The 18,623-nt window shown below is 70.0% G+C and carries 18 protein-coding genes; 10 read left to right on the forward strand and 8 right to left on the reverse strand.

What is annotated here, in order from left to right:
- The coding region (locus tag ABZ906_RS13170) for a hypothetical protein (RefSeq protein WP_361381496.1) at positions 1-231 on the forward strand (231 nt) is incomplete at its 5' end.
- Positions 232-388: 157 nt separating this feature from the next.
- Here ABZ906_RS13170 and ABZ906_RS13175 read toward each other — a convergent pair.
- The gene (locus ABZ906_RS13175) at positions 389-1,030 is read right to left on the reverse strand and encodes a DNA-3-methyladenine glycosylase (RefSeq protein WP_361188048.1); all 642 of its coding nucleotides are present in this window, start codon (positions 1,028-1,030) and stop codon (positions 389-391) included.
- A gap of 160 nt (positions 1,031-1,190) precedes the next feature.
- Here ABZ906_RS13175 and ABZ906_RS13180 point away from each other — a divergent pair, with 160 nt between their 5' ends.
- The 3 genes from ABZ906_RS13180 (at position 1,191) to ABZ906_RS13190 (ending at position 3,234) form a co-directional block, all read left to right on the forward strand.
- Entirely contained in the window at positions 1,191-1,973 is a 783-nt protein-coding gene (locus ABZ906_RS13180; RefSeq protein WP_361381499.1) for a sporulation protein, read from the forward strand.
- 60 nt (positions 1,974-2,033) lie between these two features.
- The gene (locus ABZ906_RS13185) at positions 2,034-2,573 is read left to right on the forward strand and encodes a YbhB/YbcL family Raf kinase inhibitor-like protein (RefSeq protein WP_361188052.1); all 540 of its coding nucleotides are present in this window, start codon (positions 2,034-2,036) and stop codon (positions 2,571-2,573) included.
- 154 nt (positions 2,574-2,727) lie between these two features.
- Complete coding sequence (locus ABZ906_RS13190) at positions 2,728-3,234, forward strand: HNH endonuclease (protein ID WP_361188055.1); 507 nt, start codon at positions 2,728-2,730, stop codon at positions 3,232-3,234.
- A gap of 73 nt (positions 3,235-3,307) precedes the next feature.
- Here ABZ906_RS13190 and ABZ906_RS13195 read toward each other — a convergent pair whose 3' ends face one another.
- The 3 genes from ABZ906_RS13195 to ABZ906_RS13205 form a co-directional block, all read right to left on the reverse strand.
- Positions 3,308-4,261, reverse strand: a complete 954-nt coding sequence (locus ABZ906_RS13195) for an SPFH domain-containing protein (RefSeq protein ID WP_361381502.1) — start codon at positions 4,259-4,261, stop codon at positions 3,308-3,310.
- 115 nt (positions 4,262-4,376) lie between these two features.
- Entirely contained in the window at positions 4,377-4,805 is a 429-nt protein-coding gene (locus tag ABZ906_RS13200; protein ID WP_361188061.1) for an NfeD family protein, read from the reverse strand.
- 83 nt (positions 4,806-4,888) lie between these two features.
- On the reverse strand, positions 4,889-5,686 hold the full coding sequence (locus ABZ906_RS13205; protein WP_361188063.1) for an ABC transporter ATP-binding protein: 798 nt from the start codon (positions 5,684-5,686) through the stop codon (positions 4,889-4,891).
- Between the two features lie 123 nt (positions 5,687-5,809).
- On the opposite strand from ABZ906_RS13205, the gene ABZ906_RS13210 reads away from it, so the two are divergent.
- Complete coding sequence (locus tag ABZ906_RS13210; protein ID WP_361381504.1) at positions 5,810-6,589, forward strand: hypothetical protein; 780 nt, start codon at positions 5,810-5,812, stop codon at positions 6,587-6,589.
- A 218-nt stretch (positions 6,590-6,807) separates the two neighbouring features.
- On the opposite strand, the gene chpE is transcribed toward ABZ906_RS13210, so the two are convergent.
- The 3 genes from chpE to ABZ906_RS13225 form a co-directional block, all read right to left on the reverse strand.
- Positions 6,808-7,053, reverse strand: a complete 246-nt coding sequence (gene chpE, locus ABZ906_RS13215; protein ID WP_361188067.1) for a chaplin ChpE — start codon at positions 7,051-7,053, stop codon at positions 6,808-6,810.
- A gap of 171 nt (positions 7,054-7,224) precedes the next feature.
- Positions 7,225-7,887 carry a response regulator transcription factor gene (locus ABZ906_RS13220; protein WP_361381507.1) on the reverse strand — a complete coding sequence of 221 codons (663 nt, stop codon included), beginning with the start codon at positions 7,885-7,887 and terminating at the stop codon, positions 7,225-7,227.
- Positions 7,880-9,025, reverse strand: a complete 1,146-nt coding sequence (locus tag ABZ906_RS13225; RefSeq protein ID WP_361188073.1) for a GAF domain-containing sensor histidine kinase — start codon at positions 9,023-9,025, stop codon at positions 7,880-7,882. Before ABZ906_RS13225 ends, ABZ906_RS13220 begins: the two co-directional genes overlap by 8 nt.
- A 192-nt stretch (positions 9,026-9,217) precedes the next feature.
- Here ABZ906_RS13225 and ABZ906_RS13230 point away from each other — a divergent pair, with 192 nt between their 5' ends.
- From ABZ906_RS13230 to ABZ906_RS13240, 3 genes are all read left to right on the forward strand, one after another.
- Entirely contained in the window at positions 9,218-9,976 is a 759-nt protein-coding gene (locus tag ABZ906_RS13230) for an SDR family oxidoreductase (RefSeq protein WP_361381510.1), read from the forward strand.
- Positions 9,973-11,055: an S-adenosylmethionine:tRNA ribosyltransferase-isomerase gene (locus ABZ906_RS13235; protein WP_361381513.1), complete on the forward strand. Its 1,083-nt coding sequence runs from the start codon at positions 9,973-9,975 to the stop codon at positions 11,053-11,055. Before ABZ906_RS13230 ends, ABZ906_RS13235 begins: the two co-directional genes overlap by 4 nt.
- Before the next feature lie 292 nt (positions 11,056-11,347).
- Positions 11,348-12,061, forward strand: a complete 714-nt coding sequence (locus ABZ906_RS13240) for a transglycosylase SLT domain-containing protein (RefSeq protein ID WP_361188081.1) — start codon at positions 11,348-11,350, stop codon at positions 12,059-12,061.
- 105 nt (positions 12,062-12,166) lie between these two features.
- Here ABZ906_RS13240 and ABZ906_RS13245 read toward each other — a convergent pair whose 3' ends face one another.
- Entirely contained in the window at positions 12,167-14,770 is a 2,604-nt protein-coding gene (locus tag ABZ906_RS13245) for an FHA domain-containing protein (RefSeq protein WP_361381516.1), read from the reverse strand.
- Between the two features lie 265 nt (positions 14,771-15,035).
- Here ABZ906_RS13245 and ABZ906_RS13250 point away from each other — a divergent pair, with 265 nt between their 5' ends.
- Positions 15,036-16,844, forward strand: coding sequence for a streptophobe family protein (locus ABZ906_RS13250; RefSeq protein WP_361381519.1), 1,809 nt, complete (start codon positions 15,036-15,038; stop codon positions 16,842-16,844).
- 529 nt (positions 16,845-17,373) lie between these two features.
- The gene (serB, locus tag ABZ906_RS13255; protein ID WP_361188087.1) at positions 17,374-18,588 is read left to right on the forward strand and encodes a phosphoserine phosphatase SerB; all 1,215 of its coding nucleotides are present in this window, start codon (positions 17,374-17,376) and stop codon (positions 18,586-18,588) included.
- The last annotated feature ends 35 nt before the right edge of the window (positions 18,589-18,623 follow it).

Here is an 18,623-nt window from a genome sequence, read left to right on the forward strand (position 1 = left end):
CTGGCGTTGACTTTTGGCACGCTGTTGAGTTCTCAAGGAACGGACGCTTCCTTTGTACTCACCCTCTCGGGCTTTCCTCCGGGCGCTTCCCTTCGGTATTTCGTGTTTCCAACCTTACCAGATCCGTTTTCCGTTCCGTTCCCGGTTCGGATTTCATTTCCGGTGGCCGTTGGAGGGCCTTTGCCTTTCGGCGTGTTCACTACGTTAGCGGATTCCCTCTGCAACTCATAATCGAGTTCCGCGAGTTCGAATTCGGGCATGCGAGCACGCCAAATTCGCCCCCGCTGAGGGGAAGTCGTAGGTAGTGGTTGGCCGCTTCCAGCTGCTGGCAGATTGCCGTCACCGGGTCAAGCGGCTCGGGCTACATTACGGATCGCTCAAGGCCGCGTCAAGTTCGGCGGCGACGGGGCGCGTGCGCCCGATAGGGGCTGACCGTCGGGTCGTTGAGGGTCCAGAAGCGCCAGGGGTGGACGGCGCCCTCGCCGCCGACTCCGGTGCGCGGGCCGTTGCTGATCTGCTCGGGATCGACAGGGGTGCCCGTAAGGAGGGTGAGGGGTGCGTCCCCTCCCGTACAGAGGTCGATGCCGTTCTGGCTGCGGTCCACGTCAAGGGCCGTGGCCAGGCGTGCGGGGCCTTTGGCCAGTTCCCTGTCGTTGCGGGCCGAGAGCCGGCGCTTGCGGGCGATCTCCGCGCCGGTCGTGATCTCCCCTGCCCTGAGCAGGACACCGCTCGCCTTGCCCTCCGGGCCGCACACGACGTTGAGGCAGTGCCACATGCCGTAGGTGAAGTAGACGTACGCGTGTCCGGGCGGACCGAACATCACGCTGTTGCGGGCGGTCGGGCCGCGATAGGCGTGTGATCCGGGATCGGCCTCGCCCGCGTACGCCTCCACCTCTGTGAGGCGCAGTTCGATCGGGCCCTCCGGTGAGCTGCGCACCAGGACACGGCCCAGGAGATCCGGGGCCACATCGAGGACGGGTCGCTCGAAGAAGTCGTGCGTGAGGGGCGTACGGTCAGGGGCCTTGATCATGCCGTCCGAGCCTACTGGAGACGGTCCGGCCCGGCGGGTGGCCACAGGCGGGACGGATTGCCAGGGTGATGGCGCGGAACCGGACGTGGGTTCATCGCGTTTGTATCGATCAAGGATTCAAGTCGAGTCGAACCACAGGCAGGGCCTGGGGAGGAGAGTCATGGGGTTCAAGAAGCTGCTTGCGAGCCTGGGTGCCGGTGGTGCTTCGGTGGAGACGGTGCTGACCGAGGCCAACGTCGTACCCGGTGGTGTCGTCCAGGGTGAGGTGCGCATCCAGGGCGGGAACGTCGACCAGGAGATCGAGGGTCTGTCCGTCGGTCTGCAGGCGCGGGTCGAGGTCGAGGGCCAGGACCAGGAGACGAAGCAGGACATCGAGTTCACCAAGCTGCGCCTCGGCGGGGCCTTCACGCTCCAGGCGGGCCAGGTGCACGCGGTGCCGTTCGGCCTGGAGATTCCCTGGGAGACGCCAGTCACCTCCATCGACGGGCAGCAGCTGCGCGGGATGAACATCGGTGTGACCACCGAGCTCGAGATCGCGCGTGCCGTGGACTCCGGTGACCTGGACCCGATCAACGTGCACCCGCTGCCGGCGCAGCAGGCCATCCTGGACGCCTTCATCCAGCTGGGCTTCCGCTTCAAGAGCGCCGACATGGAGCGCGGTCACATCCGCGGCACGCGGCAGAAGCTGCCGTTCTACCAGGAGATCGAGTTCTACCCGCCGCAGCAGTACCGCGGCCTGAACCAGGTCGAGTTGAGCTTCGTGGCCGACGACCGCGAGATGGACGTCATCCTGGAGATGGACAAGAAGCCGGGTCTGTTCAGCGAGGGCAGCGACTCGTTCCGGTCGTTCAAGGTCGGTCTGGCCGACTTCCAGGGCACGGACTGGGCGGCCTACCTCAACGAGTGGCTGTCGCAGGTCGGCAGCAAGCGCAACTGGTTCTAGGCTCGGAGCGGAAGAGCCGTAGAGATACCGCTGATCAGGAACCAACCAGGAGGTGCCGACGTGACCGAGCTCAAGAGGCCGCCGCTTCCCCATGACTTCCATCCGCCCGTGCCGTCGTTCACGGTCGTGAGCGAGGACTTCGAGCCGGGGGCGGTCCTTAAGGACGCTCAGGTCCAGGCGGCCGGGAACACCTCGCCGCACCTGCGGTGGGAAGGCTTCCCGCCGGAGACCAAGAGCTTCGCCGTGACGTGCTTCGACCCGGACGCGCCCACGGGCAGCGGGTTCTGGCACTGGTCCGTGATCGACATCCCGGTGTCGGTGACGGAACTGCCCACCGGCGCGGGCAGCGGCAAGTTCGAGGGGCTGCCCGAGGGCGCGGTGCAGGTGCGCAACGACTACGGGACGAAGGAGTTCGGCGGCGCCGCGCCGCCGCCCGGTGACCCGGCGCACCGCTATGTGTTCACCGTGTACGCGGTGGATCAGGAGAAGCTCGGGCCGGATTCGGACGCCTCGCCCGCCGTCGTCGGATTCAATCTCCGGTTCCACACGCTCGGGCGCGCTCAGGTGCTCGCCGAGTACGCGGCTCCCGCCGACAGCTGAGCGTCCAGCGTTCACCGGACGTTTGCCCGCCCCTGGTCATGGAATTGATCAGGGGCGGGCATTTTTTATTGCGTTGTCCATCTCGGCGTGCCCGGCCAGAGTTGATCCCAGCCCGCCAGGGGGTGGGTCGGTGTGCATACGGGAGGTGGGCGAAATGCGGGACACGCTGGTGCTGAACGCGAGCTTCGAGCCGCTGTCGACGGTGACGCTGAACCGTGCCGTCGTACTGGTCCTCACGGACAAGGCAGTCGTCGAGCAGGCCCACCCCGGACTCCGTGTGCGCGCGGCGGCGGTCGAGATACCGGTGCCCCGGGTGATCAGGCTCTGCAGGTATGTACGGGTGCCGTTCCGAAGACGGGCTCCGTGGTCGAGGCGCGGTGTCCTCGTCAGGGACCAGCACAGGTGCGCGTACTGCGGGAGGCGGGCGACGACCGTGGACCACGTGGTGCCGCGGGCGCAGGGCGGTGCGGACTCCTGGCTGAACACGGTCGCTTCGTGCGCCCTGGACAATCACCGCAAAGCGGACCGTACGCCGGAAGAGGCGGGTATGCCGTTGTTGCGGCAGCCCTTTGAGCCGACTCCTGCGGACGCGATGTTGCTGGCGCTCGGCCGGGACGAGTTGGCCTCGCTGCCGGAGTGGCTGGCGGCGCCCGCCGCGTAGCCCTGAACGCGAAGAAGCCCGCGCCCCTCGGAGGGCGCGGGCTTCTTCGCGTTCAGTCGATCCGAGGCTGCGTTCAGTCGATCCGAGGCTGTTCGCGGCGCTCGGTGGCGGGGGCCGGGGCGGGGCTGCCGGAACCGCCGGAGCCGCCGCCCAGGGGGCCGAAGTTGCCGAGGGCGCCGCCGAGGCCCTTGAGGGCGTCGCCGATCTCGCTGGGCACGATCCAGAGCTTGTTCGCGTCGCCTTCGGCGATCTTCGGGAGCATCTGGAGGTACTGGTAGGAGAGCAGCTTCTGGTCCGGGTCTCCGGCGTGGATGGACTCGAAGACCGTACGGATCGCCTGGGCCTCGCCCTCGGCGCGCAGGGCCGCGGCCTTGGCCTCACCCTCGGCGCGCAGGATCGCGGACTGCTTCTCGCCTTCGGCGCGCAGGATCTCCGACTGCCGGACACCCTCGGCCTGGAGGATCGCGGCGCGCTTGTCGCGGTCGGCGCGCATCTGCTTCTCCATCGAGTCCTGGATGGAGGTCGGCGGCTCGATCGCCTTGAGCTCGACGCGGTTGACGCGGATGCCCCACTTGCCGGTGGCCTCGTCGAGGACGCCGCGCAGCGCCGCGTTGATCTCCTCGCGGGAGGTGAGGGTCCGCTCCAGGTCCATGCCACCGATGATGTTGCGCAGGGTGGTGACGGTGAGCTGCTCGATCGCCTGGATGTAGCTGGCGACTTCGTACGTCGCGGCGCGGGCGTCGGTCACCTGGTAGTAGATGACGGTGTCGATGTTCACCACGAGGTTGTCCTGGGTGATCACCGGTTGCGGCGGGAACGGGACGACCTGTTCACGCAGGTCGATGCGGTTGCGGATCGAGTCGATGAACGGGACGACGATGTTCAGGCCTGCGTTCAGCGTTCTCGTGTAGCGGCCGAAGCGCTCGACGATCGCCGCGCTGGCCTGCGGGATCACCTGGATCGTCTTGATCAGGGCGATGAAGACCAGCACCACCAGAATGATCAGGACGATGATGATTGGTTGCATCGTTGTTCCCCGTACCCCTCTTGCCTCGGTGTTCCCGGAAGATCCGCAGGGCCGGAACGCCCGCGAAGATCTTGCTGGTCGAGTCTGTCAGACCGCCGCACACCCCGTGGTGGATTCACATGACGATGGCCGTCGCTCCGTCGATCTCGACCACATCCACCTCGCGTCCCGTCTCATAGCTCTGCTCGGTGTCGAGCGCGCGGGCCGACCAGATCTCGCCGGCGAGTTTGATGCGGCCTCCGGAGGCGTCCACCCGCTCCACGACGACGGCCGTCCTGCCCTTCAGCGCGTCCACTCCCGTGGCCAGCTTGGGTCCTTGGGTGCGTTGTCGCGCCGCGACGGGGCGCACGACCGCGATGAGCGCGACCGACACGGCGGCGAAGACGACGACTTGGAGCACGGTGTCGCCGCCGAGGCCCGCGGTCACGGCGCCCGCGACAGCGCCCACGGAGAGCATGCCGAGCTCCGGCATCGCGGTCAGTACGAGCGGGATTCCGAGCGCGGCGGCGCCGATCAGCCACCACACCCATGCGTCGATGTCCACGTGTTCATGGTAGGACCGCGAGACCGTCCCGCACAGGGCACGTGATCTACCGGCCGGAGCGGGCCCGGCCGTTGGCGCCGGTTTCAGCCGAGCGGCAGGCCGTGCGCGCTCCAGCGCTCGCCCCGCTCCTCGACCACCAGGGGCAGTCCGAAGCAGAGGGAGAGGTTGCGGGAGGTCAGTTCGAGCTCCAGCGGGCCCGCGGCCATGATCTTGCCCTGGCGGATCATGAGGACGTGGGTGAAGCCGGGGGCGATCTCCTCGACGTGGTGCGTGACCATGATCATCGAGGGGGCGATCGGGTCGCGGGCGAGACGGCCGAGGCGGCGTACGAGGTCTTCGCGGCCGCCGAGGTCGAGGCCCGCGGCGGGCTCGTCGAGGAGGAGCAGCTCGGGGTCGGTCATCAGGGCGCGCGCGATCAGGGTGCGCTTGCGCTCTCCCTCGGAGAGGGTGCCGAACCTGCGGTCCAGGTACTCGGTCATGCCGAGGCGGTCGAGGAAGGCGCGGGCGCGCTGCTCGTCGACCTCTTCGTAGTCCTCGTGCCAGCCGGCGGTCATGCCGTACGCCGCCGTGAGCACCGTCTGGAGCACGGTCTGGCGCTTGGGCAGCTTCTCGGCCATCGCGATACCGGCCACGCCGATGCGCGGGCGGAGCTCGAAGACGTCCGTGCCGGGCTTGCCGAGGGTCTCGCCGAGGATGGTGGCGGTGCCGGTGCTCGGGTGGAGGTAGCTGGACGCGACGTTCAGGAGGGTGGTCTTTCCCGCGCCGTTCGGCCCGAGGATGACCCAGCGCTCACCCTCCTTGACCGACCAGGAGACCTGGTCCACCAGAGCCCGGCCCTCGCGGACAACGGATACGTCCTCCAGCTCCAGTACATCGCTCATGAGCGCGTTGTCTCCCATTGCAGTCTCGGCTGTCGCTTGCGTCTGTGGACGCAGTCCCCTGGGAGAAAACCTACGCCACCGGTCGAGCGCTCCAGCCCCTAGCCCGGTCCTTAGGGTGTACGCATGCTCTCGGAACCACGCTCAGGACGCTTGGCGGCATGGGGAAATGCCTTGCTTGCCGGACTTGTCTCGCCGGATGAGGCGGTGCTCTCGATGGTCGGCGACGACGCCGTGCACCGGGTCGAAGGTCTGCCGGGCGAGTCGGGGCCCGTCGGTCTCACGCTTGCCCTGGGAAGACTGCGCACGCTCGGGGTGACCGGGCTGAGGGTCGCGCTGCCCGCGCCGGGGCATCCGCTCGGTCTGAGCGGGCCGCCCGACTTCAACGCGCGGGCCCTGGACGCCGAGGAGGCGGTCGTCGCCTACGGAGCGCCGTACGGCCTTGTACCGGAGGTGTCCGAGGCGGGGCCGGCGGGCGATGTGCACGTGGAGGTCCTCTGGCACTGCCTGCCCGTCCGGGAGGCACCGCCCGCCGACGTGCCCTCGCTGAGCGAGGCGGAGCGTGAGCTCGCCGAGGCGCTGCGGGACGCGACGGAGGTGCTCTCGCGGCTCGACGTCGCGGGTTCGGGGCCGGTCGCCGAGGCGGCGGTGGACGCGTATCGGGCGCGGGCCGAGCGGGGGCGCGAGGTGCTCGCGCCGGGCTACCCGCCTCGTGCGGTACGGGTGTTGGAGCTGGCCCAGCGGGTCGGCCTGCTGATCTCGGTGGCGTACGAGAACGGCCATGGCGGGGCCGTGAGCGCCTCGGAGATGGCCGCGCGGGGTGAGGCGCTCCGTCCGGTCGAGCGGACGGCCCGGCGGGCGCAGGTGGCCGCGTACAACGCGTATGTGGAGGAGCGGGAGCGGTAGCCCTGGGGGCGCCTTGGCGGTTTGTCTCGTGCCCGGCGGTGTGCCGCTGCGCGGCGGGGCCCCGGCCGGGGGTGAGGGTGCTTCATTTTTGACCGCGGGTGCTTGGTGGCTTGTCGCGCAGTTCCCCGCGCCCCTTCAGGGCGTCACTGCGGCGTCACAGCAGACCGGCCCCCCGGGCATGCCCGGGAGGCCGGTGGTCACTGCTGGACCGTGTTGCGTCAGACGTTCACGCCGTCGTTCCCGAAGGCCGGGTTGAGGGCGCCGATGACGGACACGGTGTTGCCCACGGCGTTGACGGGGATGTGCACCGGCGCCTGGACGAGGTTGCCCGAGCCGACGCCGGGCGAGTTGACGGCCTTGCCGCCCGCGTGCGCACCGTCCGTGGCGGAGGCGAGACCGGCACCGGCGACGACGAGGCCACCCGCCACCATCGTGACAGCCGCGGCCTTCTTCAGGTTCTTCACTTCTGGATCCTCCTAGGCGATCGCTGCGGCCAGCCGCCGCAGCACGCACTGAAGAACGGCCGGGCGGCTCACAGGTTGCGCCGATCGGGGGACATCCACACGACGGTATGAATCTCAGACTGCGACGCATCCGTCCGCCCTGCCGGTTGACGAGGTCCGCAGAAACGTTAATCAGCCGGTCACACCATGTCGTACGGCCCACAGGGCGGCCTGGGTTCGGTCGGCGAGGTCCAGTTTCATCAGGATGTTCGAGACGTGGGTCTTGACGGTCTTCTCGGAGAGCACGAGCGCACGCGCGATCTCCCGGTTCGAGCGGCCGTCGGCGATGAGCCCGAGAACCTCGCGCTCCCGCTCGGTGAGCGAACCGCCCCTCCCCTGGCCGTTATTGGTCTCCTCCTGGGACAGCAGGGCCCCCGCCACCTCGGGCTGGAGGAGCACATGGCCCGCGTGCACGGAGCGGATGGCGCCCGCCAGGGCCTCCGGGTCCACGTCCTTGTAGACATACCCAGCGGCGCCGGCTCGCAGGGCCGGGACGACCGTGCGTTTCTCGGTGAAGCTGGTGACGATGAGCACGCGCGCGGGGTTGTCCAGTTCGCGGAGCTTGCGCAGCGCCTCGACGCCGTCCATGCCGGGCATCTTGACGTCCATGAGGACGACGTCCGGCTTCAGCTTCTCGGCCTGCTCGACCCCTTCGGCGCCGTCCGACGCCTCGCCCACGACCTCGATGTCGTCCTGCACCTCGAGGAACGTGCGCAGACCGCGGCGGACCACCTGGTGGTCGTCGACCAGCAGCACCCGGATCCCTGTCTTGGGACGGAACACACCGTCAGCCACCGGGAACCTCCATCTCGATCGTCGTGCCCTTGCCGGGCTCCGATTCCACGGTCAGCCGTCCGCCGACCCCGCTCGCCCTGTCCCGCATCGAGACCAGGCCCAAGTGCCGTCCCGCGCGGCGGATTCCGCGCGGGTCGAAGCCGCCGCCGTCGTCCGTGACGCGCAGCACGGCTCCCGCTCCGCGCCGCACCAGGGTCACGCCGACGCGTTCGGCCCCGGAGTGACGCAAGGCGTTGTGCAGGGCTTCCTGGGCGACGCGCAGCATCGCCTCCTCCTGGGCGGCGGGCAGGGCGCGCACCGCGCAGCTCTCGAAGGTGACTTCGGCGGAGTGCGCGCGGTCCAGGACCTGCGTGTGCGTGCGCAGGGTGGCCACCAGGCCGTCCTCGTCCAGGGCGGCGGGGCGCAACTCGACGACCGCGGAGCGCAGTTCGTCCGCGGCCTCTGCCGCGAGCACCGCCACCTGCTGGAGTTCGCCCTTGGCGCGCGAGGGATCGCGGTCCACCAGGGCGGCGGCGGCCTGGGCCGTCAGGCGCAGGGAGAACAGCTTCTGGCTGACGGCGTCGTGCAGTTCGTGGGCGAGACGCGAGCGCTCCTCGGCGATGGTCAACTCGCGGCTGCGTTCGTAGAGACGGGCGTTCGTCAGGGCGATCGCGGCGTGCTGGGCGAGGATCGTCAGGAGCTCTTCGTCCTCGGCGGTGAAGCCGCAACTCCCCTGCGGCTTGGGGCACCTCTTGTTCGCCAGGAAGAGCGCGCCGAGCGTCTCGTCGCCGGAGAGGATCGGCAGGCCGAGGAAGTCGGACATGTCCGGGTGGGCGGACGGCCAGCCCTCGAAGCGCGGGTCCTTGCGGACGTCGGCGAGGCGCTCGGGCTCCGCCTTGTGCAGCATCGCGGCGAGGATGCCGTGCTGGCGGGGCAGCGGGCCGATGGCACGCCACTGCTCCTCGCTGACGCCGTCCACGACGAACTGGGCGAATCCGCCGTGGTCGTCCGGGACGCCGAGCGCCGCATACTCCGCGTCGAGCAGCTCGCGGGCGGAGGCGACGATCGTCTTGAGGACGTCGCGCACCTCGAGCTGCCTGCTCATGGCGAGAAGCGCGGAGCTCACCGCGTTCAGGCCGGACCGGTGTCCTTGACTCATGGCCTCACGGTACCGGCGGGGTGTGACAGTGCGTATCGGACCTGTGGCGGCCACCGCCTAGGGCTGCGGGCGTAGGCCGAAGGACCCTCGCCGTTGCGGCCCGCGCACGAGGCGCCGGCGGCGGGAGCGTTCCTAGCGTGGGGTCTACCGCTGGAGACGCGGCTGCCAGGGCGACCCGAGGGGACGGATGTCATGCCGGTAGCGATCATCACGGGGGCTTCGAAGGGACTGGGCCGCGCGCTGGGGGCGGCGCTCGCGGGGCGCGGCTGGGATCTGGTGCTCGACGCGAGAACGGCCTCGGTACTGGAGGAGGCCGCACGCGACCTCGCGGGGCGCGGCGCGCGCGTGGAGGCCGTCGCGGGGGATGTCACGGATGCCGGGCACCGGGCGGATCTGGTGGCCGCGGCGCGCAAGCTGGGCGGTCTCGATCTGCTGGTGAACAACGCGAGCGCGCTGGGCGCGGAGCCTCTCGTACGCCTCGAAGAGCTCACGCCCGAGGGGCTGCGGCAGGCCCTGGAGACCAATGTGGTGGCGGCGCTGGGGCTGATCCGGGAGGCGCTGCCCCTGTTGCGGGCCTCGGGGGCGGGAGCAGTGGTCGACGTCAGCTCCGACGCGGCCGTCGAGGCGTACGAGACATGGGGCGGGTACGGGGCGTCCAAGGCCGCCCTCGATCATCTGTCGGCGGTCCTTGCCGTGGAGGAGCCGGGGATCAGGGTGTGGGCGGTCGATCCCGGTGACATGCGGACCGACCTCTACGAAGCGGCCGTTCCGGACGACGACGCCTCGGGGCGGCCGCTGCCCGCGACGGTGGTGCCCGGCTTCCTGCGGCTGCTCGACGAGCGTCCGGCGAGCGGGCGGTACTCGGCTGCTTCTTTGGCGGACGGTTCTTCCTCGCTGCCGGACGGTTCTTCTTCGCTGCCGGACGGTTCCTCCTCCGTGGACGTCCGGTGACGCTCGCCGTGCGGGTGCCCGATGAGCTGGCGGCCCGGGTCCCCGCCGAGCAGCGGGGCCAGGGCCTCGGCAGGGACGCGGTGCGGCTGCTCGTGTCCCGCGGGACGGAGGTCTCGCATCACGCGTTCGCCGACCTGCCCTCGCTCCTGCGGGCCGGGGACCTGCTGATCGTGAACACGTCGCGGACACTGCCCGCGGCGGTCGACGCGACCGCCGGGCACGCGCGCGTAGTGGTGCATTTCTCGACGCGGGGCGACGACGGACGGTGGGCGGTCGAGTTGCGCGATCCGGACGGAAGGGGCACCACGCGTGCGCGTGCGGGCGGGCCCGCGGGTTCAGTGGTGCGGCTCCCCGGAGACGTACGTCTCGTCCTGGAGGAGCCGGTGGTGCCGGGGAGCGGGCGACTGTGGTGGGCCAGGGTTCCGGCCGATGTGCCGTCCCTGCTGCGGCGGCACGGGCGCCCCATCCGTTACTCCTATACGGAGAGGGACCAGCCGCTCTCCGCCCACCAGACCGTGTTCGCGCTGCCCTCTCCCGACGGGACGGGCAGCGCGGAGATGCCGAGTGCGGCCCGGCCGTTCACCGCGGGCCTGGTGACACGCCTGGTGAGCCGGGGTGTGCAGTTCGCGCCGGTCACGCTGCACACGGGGGTGGCGTCGCCCGAGGCGCACGAGCCGCCGTATCCCGAGCTCTTCGAGGTGCCGGAGACGTCGGCGCGCCTGGTCAACGCCGCCAGGGCCGGTGGCGGGCGCGTCATCGCGGTCGGCACGACGGCCGTGCGCGCCGTCGAGTCGGCGGCGGGACCCGACGGCGTGGTCCGGGCGGCAGCGGGGCGTACTGAGCTCGTGGTGACGCCGGAGCGGGGCGTGCGCGCGGTGGACGGGCTGCTCACGGGGCTGCACGAGCCGCAGGCCTCGCATCTGCTGATGCTGGAGGCGGTCGCGGGCAGGGCCGCCGTCGACCGGGGGTACGCGGAGGCGGTACGCCGTCTCTACCTGTGGCACGAGTTCGGCGACGTACACCTCCTACTTCCGGAGGAGTTTGCTCACCCACAGGGTTGCTTCGGCAACTCATGGTGAGTTTGTTACGTGTTCGATGTGAGCCCGCGCATAGGGTGCACGTCACGTACGAAGACCCCTAGTGGATGAGATATCCCTTTATGCGCATGGCAAGGAATGCTGCCAAAAGGTACGACGCACCCCCTGATCCACTACCCGGCTTCGTACGTCACTGCTTTGCCACAGAATTTTGCGGCCGCTAACAATTGCTCCCGTCGCTCGGCGCCGCGGTCTCGCACCGCGGCGTTTGTGCCGGAGCAGCAATGTCCCCGCCGGCCGGAGCGACCTCCGCTATTCGAAGAGGTCCATCAGCATGTCCCAGCACACCACCCCTGGTCATAGTCGCCCCGCGCTGACCAAGACCCAGAAGTTCTCGATCGCCGGTGTCGCCACGCTCGGCGCCGCTGCCCTCGCGTTCTCCCTCGTGCCGGGCAGCGCCGATGCAGGAACCCGCGACGTCTCCGCCGCGCCGGTGGCCTTCACGCAGAACGCCGACGCCCAGCAGTCGGTGCACGCCAGTGTCGCCAAGCAGCAGACCAACGCCGACAAGCAGGCCAAGGACGCCGCTGCCGCGAAGGCGAAGGCCGACGCCGAAGCCGCCGCGAAGAAGCGGGCCGACGAGGAGGCCGCGGCCAAGAAGAAGGCCGAGGACGAGCGCAAGGCCAAGGAAGCCGCGAGCCGTGCCGCCGCGCGCAAGCCGGTCTACGCCAACAACCTCGACGGCTGGATCCGCCAGTCCCTGGACATCATGAAGTCCAAGGGCATCCCCGGCTCGTACGAGGGCCTGCACCGCAACATCATCCGTGAGTCCGCGGGCAACCCGAACGCCAAGAACGGCTGGGACATCAACGCCATCAACGGCACCCCGTCCGTCGGCCTGCTCCAGGTCATCCAGCCGACCTTCGACGCGTACCACGTCGAGGGCACGTCCACGAACATCTACGACCCGGTCGCCAACATCACCGCCGCCGCCAACTACGCGGCCGACCGGTACGGCTCGATGGACAACGTGAACAGCGCCTACTGAGCCTGATCCCCGGATCAACGGACCTCTTCGCCGAGGCTCGACAGACGCCGAAGGGCGGCACCCCCACGGGGGTGCCGCCCTTCTCGGCTGCCCGCGGGCAGCCGGTTACTTGCGCATGACCTCGGGCTCGTGGCGGCGCAGCAGTCGTGCGACCGCGAAACCGCAGGCGATGCCGAGCAGGAGCAGGATCGTGATGTTGATGCCCCACTGGCTTGCCGAGTGTTCCCACAGCGGGTCGAGGTCGTTCGGCTTCTTCGGGTCCCACGGCGGCATGAGGTGCGCCAGGTCAAGGGTGGAGCCCGCACCGGCGATGGCCCAGCGCGACGGCATCAGCCAGGCGAACTGCTCCAGGCCCGGCGAGCCGTAGACCTGGAAGAGCACGCCGGTGAAGACGACCTGGACGATCGCGAACATGACCAGGAGCGGCATGGTCTTCTCGGAGGTCTTCACCAGCGAGGAGATGACCAGGCCGAACATCATCGAGGTGAAGCCCAGGGCGATGATGACCAGGCAGATCTCGACGGCCGGGGGCATGATCAGGCCCTCCGCCGGCATGTCGCGGGTCGCGAAGCCGATGCCGCAGATGATGACGCCCTGGAAGGCCGTGATCACGCCGAGGACGATGACCTTGGACATCAGGTACGCCGAGCGGGAGAGGCCGGTGGCCCGTTCCCGTTCGTAGATGACCCGTTCCTTGATCAACTCACGTACGGAGTTGGCCGCACCGGAGAAGCACATGCCGACCGCGAGGATCAGCATGATCGTGCCCGCGTCGCCGTTGAACTTGGCCGGCGGCTTGGGCGGGCCGAGCCCGAAGTCGGCCGGGATGACGACGCTGACGATGCCGAGGACCGCGGGCAGGATCACCATCAGGCCCATGAAGCCCTTGTCGGAGGCGATCACCGAGGTGTAGCGGCGGATCAGGGTCCACAGCTGTGAGCCCCAGCCCTGCGGCTTGGGCGGCCTGATGGCCTGCGGCGGCGGCATGTGGACCGACTGCGCGGCCACGGCGTCGATGTCGGCGGCGTACATCTGGTAGTGCTGCGAGCCCTTCCAGCGGCCCGCCCAGTCGTAGTCGCGGTAGTTCTCGAACGCCGAGAAGACGTCCGCCCACGTCTGGTAGCCGAAGAAGTTGAGCGCTTCCTCCGGCGGACCGAAGTACGCGACCGAACCGCCGGGCGCCATCACCAGGAGCTTGTCGCAGATCGCCAGCTCGGCGACCGAGTGCGTGACGACCAGGACCGTACGGCCGTCGTCCGCGAGGCCGCGCAGGAGCTGCATGACGTCGCGGTCCATGCCCGGGTCGAGGCCGGAGGTCGGCTCGTCCAGGAAGATCAGCGACGGCTTGGTGAGCAGCTCCAAGGCCACCGACACACGCTTGCGCTGGCCACCGGAGAGGGAGGTGACCTTCTTCTCCTTGTGGATGTCCAGCTTGAGCTCGCGCAGGACCTCGTCGATGCGCTGCTCGCGCTCCTGCTCGCTGGTGTCCGAGGGGAAGCGCAGCTTGGCGGCGTACTTGAGGGCCTTCTTGACGGTCAGTTCCTTGTGCAGGATGTCGTCCTGCGGGACCAGACCGATGCGCTGGCGCAGCTCGGCGAACTGCTTGTAGAGGTTCCGGTTGTCGTAGAGGACATCGCCCTTGTTGGCGGGCCGGTAGCCGGTGAGCGCCTTGAGGAGCGTGGACTTTCCGGAACCCGAGGGGCCGATGACCGCGATGAGCGACTTCTCCGGGACGCCGAAGGAGACGTCCTTGAGGATGTCCTTGCCGCCGTCGACCGTCACCGTCAGGTGGCGGGCGGAGAAGGAGACCTCACCGGTGTCGACGAACTCCTCGAGCCGGTCCCCGACGAGCCGGAACGTCGAGTGACCGACGCTGACGGTGTCGTTCGGGCCGATGAGGGCCGAGCCCGACTTCGCGATCGGCTGGCCGTTGATGTACGTGCCGTTGTGCGAGCCGAGGTCGTGGATCTCGAAGCGGCCGTCCGGAGTGGCCGTGAACTCGGCGTGGTGCCGCGAGACCTGGAGGTCGGAGACGACCAGTTCGTTCTCCAGGGCGCGGCCGATGCGCATCTTGCGGCCGAGCGCGAGCTGGTGGAACGTCGTCGGGCTGCGGTCGCCGTAGACCGGCGGGGCCCCCGCGGCACCGCCGGAACCCGCACCGGGACCCTGCTGCGGGACCTGCGGCTGCTGAGGCTGCTGGTGCTGGGCCTGCTGTTGCGGCTGCGGCCAGCCCTGCTGCTGGGGCATCTGCTGCTGCGCGTGGTGCTGCGGCGCCTGCTGCTGGGGTGCCTGGGCGGCCCAGCCGGGTCCGCCCTGCTGCTGCGCCTGGTGCTGCGGTGCCTGGTGTTGCGGCGCCTGATGGGCCGGTGCCTGCTGCGCGGCCTGCTGCGGCGCGGACATGGCGGCGGCGCCGGACGCGCTGCCGGACACATTCAGCCGCGGGCCGTCGGTCGCGTTGCCGAGGTTCACGGCCGAACCGGGACCGATTTCCATCTGGTGGATCCGCTGGCCCTGCACAAAGGTGCCGTTGGTGCTGCCGTGGTCCTCGATGACCCAAGTGCGGCCGCTCCAGCTGATCGTGGCGTGACGCCAGGACACCCTGGCGTCGTCAAGCGCGAGATCTCCCTGCGGATCACGTCCGAGGGTGTACGACCTGGATGGATCGAGCGTCCAGGTCCTTCCATTCAATTCCAGTACGAGTTCCGGCACTCCAGCCCCACTGAGTTGTCCCCCGAGCTAGCCCCCGTCATGGGGAGTCTAGGGATGTCGAACATCGGGAGGAACTATTTCAGGCGGAGGCCTCTGACCGAAAGTCGGGCCTTGTGAAGACTGCGTACGGGCCTCCGTGACGGCCCCGTTGACTGGGCAGAAACCGCCCCGGAGAGTAGTAACCGCCCATGAGTGCATACGGATCATGCGTATTGCACATATCTCGCGTGAATAGGGCGACGCGGTGCGAGTCGGGGGGGTCCTGATGGAGACCGGCGATAAGCGGGCCGAAGGCCGGGGCGTGCGGTGGGGCGATGTGCTGCTCTCCGCGATCGCCGCCGTGAGCTGGGCTCTTGTCGGCATGGCCGGCACGGCGGCGCTCGGCCTGCATCTGCTCGGCGCGGACGCGGCCGCGTCGCTGGGTCCGATGACGGCGGCCGTGGTGGCGCTCGGCGCGGGGGGCTCGGTCACGCCGTCGGGCGACGTGTCGGCATTCGGCCTCGAAGGGGCGGAGGCGACCACCGCGATCGATGTCGCACCGCTGGGTGTCGGCCTCGCAGGCGCGGTACTCCTTGCGTATTTTTTCCTACGTTCCCTGCGCGGGGCGGGAGTTGTGATCTCTCCCGCGGAACTGGCCGCGCGGGCCGGTGCGGTGATCGTCCTCTTTGTCGCGATGCTCGGGGGGCTCGCCTGGGCGGGTCACGACATCATCACGATCAAGGGCGACCAGCTGGGGATCGACCAGGGCATCGACAAAGGGATCGACCAGCTTCCGGACGACATCACGGACAAACTGCCCGGTGGGCTCGGTGACATCGGGGGCCTGCTGCCCGATCGTCTCGGCGATCTGGCGCAGGCCAAGGCGTCGGTCGGCTTCACCGTGGAGACGGGTCCGACGCTGCTCGGGGGCGCGGTGTGGGTGCTCGTCGTGCTGCTGATCGCGCTGCTCGCCTCGCGGCGCACGCCGCTGCCGCGGGGGTGGGACGTCGTGCATCGCGTGGTGCGGCCTGCCTCGTCGGCGCTGGTCACCGTCTTGCTCGTGGCGGTGCTCGCGGGGCTCGCGGCGGCGCTGTACGCGATGATCGGCGACGACCATCCCAAGCGGATCGCGGGGGCGGCGCTGCTGGGGGCGCCGAACGGGGTGTGGCTCGGGGTGCCGGTCGGGCTCTTCGTGCCGTGGGACGGCGAGGCGACGGGGCAGCTGGCGAAGCTGCTTCCGGATCCGGTGGACGACCTCCTGACCGGGTCAGGCTCCTCCGGGAGCGAGGCGGTGACGCTGGGGCGGCTCGCGGAAATCGACGGCCGGGTGTGGCTTCTCGGCGTCGCCGCGGCCCTGATGATCCTGTTCGCCGGGGTGCTCACCGCCGTCCGCACTCCTTACTTACGCGGCGAGACGGGCGCCCTGAGGTTCGCGGGGCAGTGTGGAGTGCGGCTCGGCGTGGTGACGGCGCTCGGACTGCCGTTGCTGGTGTGGCTGACGGGGGTATCCGCGGACGCGTCGCTCTCGGTGCTCGGCTTCGACGCCTTCGGCGCGGGCATCGAGCTGCACGGGCAGTTGGGGATGGCGTTGCTTCTCGGTGCGGTGTGGGGTGCGGGGGCGGGGGCGGTGGGGGCGTTGCTCACGGTGGCGAGCGGGGCTGCGGGGGGTCGGGTTTCGGTGTTTGCCCGTGTGGGGGGAGGGGCGGTTGCGGCGGGGGCTGCTGGGTCGGCCGGGGTGCATGGAACTGCCGGCGGCGCCGGGCGCCCTGGAGCGGTCGGGACACCTGGGTCAGCCGGGCCGGCCGGGCCGCCTGGGGCAGGCGGACCGTCTGGGGCAGGCGGACCACCTGGGTCAGCCGGGCCGTACAGCCCCAGTGCGCCCTACCGGCCCTCGAACCCCGACACCAACCCCTACCTCCGGCCGCCGCGCGATGTCTCCGGCGCGCCGACGGTGGCGGGACCGGTCACTCCCCCTCCCCGCCCGAAGCCCCGGCCCCGCCCCTCGGACGAGGGCGGCGAATGGCCACCCCCACCGCCCCCTCCACCTCCGCCACCGGGGCCTCGATCCGGGCCCCGGGGAGGCCGGGGGCGGTAGGCCCCGTTCCGCCTGCCTGCACGTCCGGGGCATTCGGGACCGGCGCTTCGCGCCGGATGTCTCCCACCCACCCACCCACCCACCCGATCACCCGGCGTCAGATAACGGGGGCAGGACGGGCGGGGGAACGGTCGAATGCGAGCTAACGGGCCGGTGGGTGGAAGAGAAGCGGCACCGAGGGGTGGGCGGGAGCGGTCGAACGCGGGATATCGGGCGGGTGGGCGGGAAAAGATCGCCGCGCAGCGGCGCACAAGACCGGCCGAACGCGGGGTAACGGGCGGGTGGGCGGGAAAAGATCGCCGCGCAGCGGCGCATGAGAGCGGCCGAACGCCGGGCGCGAGAGGCAGCGGCGCACGAGAGCGGTCGAACGCCGGGCGCGAGAGGCAGCGGCGGATGCAGATGGCCCGCCGGGGGCAAGTGGAGACGGGCCCCGGCATGGCGGGCGGAGGCAGGCCCCGCCCGCAGGCGGTGTCCGGTACGCGGACCGGCTCCGCGGGGTGAGCGGGGCGCCGGATACGGTGGGCTCACCATGAGCGCTCCTCATCACCCGCAGCCCGCCGATGTCCCCACGCTCCTCGTCAAGATCTTCGGCAAGGACCGCCCCGGAATCACCGCAGGGCTTTTCGACACCCTCGCCGCCTACTCCGTCGACGTCGTCGACATCGAGCAGGTCGTCACCCGTGGCCGCATAGTGCTGTGCGCGCTCGTGACCGAGCCGCCGGCCGGTCTGGAGGGCGACCTGCGGTCCACCGTGCACAGCTGGGCCGAGTCCCTGAAGATGCAGGCCGAGATCATCTCGGGCATCGGCGACAACCGCCCGCGTGGCCTGGGCCGTTCCCACATCACCGTGCTCGGCCACCCCCTCACCGCCGAGTCGACGGCCTCCATCGCCGCCAGCATCACCGCGACCGGCGGCAACATCGACCGTATCTTCCGGCTCGCCAAGTACCCCGTCACCGCGGTGGAGTTCGCCGTCTCCGGCACGGAGACCGAGCCGCTGCGGACCGCCCTCGCCCTGGAGGCGGCCAAGCTCGGCGTGGACGTCGCCGTCGTCGCGGCGGGCCTGCACCGCCGTGCCCAGCGGCTCGTCGTGATGGACGTCGACTCGACCCTCATCCAGGACGAGGTGATCGAGCTCTTCGCGGCGCACGCAGGCTGCGAGGCCGAGGTCGCCGAGGTGACCGCGGCCGCGATGCGCGGCGACCTGGACTTCGAGCAGTCGCTGCACGCCAGGGTGGAGCTCCTCGCCGGACTCGACGCCTCGGTCGTCGACAAGGTCCGCTCCGAGGTCCGCCTCACCCCCGGCGCCCGCACCCTCATCCGCACGCTCAAGCGCCTCGGCTACCAAGTGGGCGTCGTCTCGGGCGGGTTCACCCAGGTGACCGATGATCTGCAGGAACGTCTCGGCCTCGACTTCGCGCAGGCCAACACCCTGGAGATCGTCGACGGCAAGCTCACCGGCAAGGTGACCGGCGAGATCGTGGACCGTGCGGGCAAGGCCCGTCTGCTGCGCCGCTTCGCCGAGGAGGCCGGGGTCCCGCTGGAGCAGACCGTGGCGATCGGCGACGGCGCCAACGACCTCGACATGCTGAACGCGGCCGGTCTCGGTGTCGCCTTCAACGCCAAGCCCGTCGTCCGGCAGGCCGCGCACACCGCGGTGAACGTGCCCTTCCTCGACACCGTCCTCTACCTCCTCGGCGTCACCCGCGAAGAGGTCGAGGCCGCGGACACGCACACCGACTGACGCACTTACGGCGTACGGTGATGGGCCCCGGAACC

The organism is Streptomyces sp. NPDC046925, from assembly GCF_040644915.1.
GTDB lineage: Bacteria > Actinomycetota > Actinomycetes > Streptomycetales > Streptomycetaceae > Streptomyces.

Bases quoted from the DNA above. Each gene is read 5' to 3' on its own strand.
- serB (WP_361188087.1), top strand. From the start codon at position 17,374: ATGAGCGCTCCTCATCACCCGCAGCCCGCCGATGTCCCCACGCTCCTC.
- ABZ906_RS13225 (WP_361188073.1), bottom strand. From the start codon at position 9,025: ATGAGTCAAGGACACCGGTCCGGCCTGAACGCGGTGAGCTCCGCGCTT.
- ABZ906_RS13205 (WP_361188063.1), bottom strand. From the start codon at position 5,686: ATGAGCGATGTACTGGAGCTGGAGGACGTATCCGTTGTCCGCGAGGGC.
- ABZ906_RS13190 (WP_361188055.1), top strand. From the start codon at position 2,728: ATGCGGGACACGCTGGTGCTGAACGCGAGCTTCGAGCCGCTGTCGACG.
- ABZ906_RS13240 (WP_361188081.1), top strand. From the start codon at position 11,348: ATGTCCCAGCACACCACCCCTGGTCATAGTCGCCCCGCGCTGACCAAG.
- ABZ906_RS13180 (WP_361381499.1), top strand. From the start codon at position 1,191: ATGGGGTTCAAGAAGCTGCTTGCGAGCCTGGGTGCCGGTGGTGCTTCG.
- ABZ906_RS13195 (WP_361381502.1), bottom strand. From the start codon at position 4,261: ATGCAACCAATCATCATCGTCCTGATCATTCTGGTGGTGCTGGTCTTC.
- ABZ906_RS13210 (WP_361381504.1), top strand. From the start codon at position 5,810: ATGCTCTCGGAACCACGCTCAGGACGCTTGGCGGCATGGGGAAATGCC.
- ABZ906_RS13230 (WP_361381510.1), top strand. From the start codon at position 9,218: ATGCCGGTAGCGATCATCACGGGGGCTTCGAAGGGACTGGGCCGCGCG.
- ABZ906_RS13250 (WP_361381519.1), top strand. From the start codon at position 15,036: ATGGAGACCGGCGATAAGCGGGCCGAAGGCCGGGGCGTGCGGTGGGGC.
- ABZ906_RS13175 (WP_361188048.1), bottom strand. From the start codon at position 1,030: ATGATCAAGGCCCCTGACCGTACGCCCCTCACGCACGACTTCTTCGAG.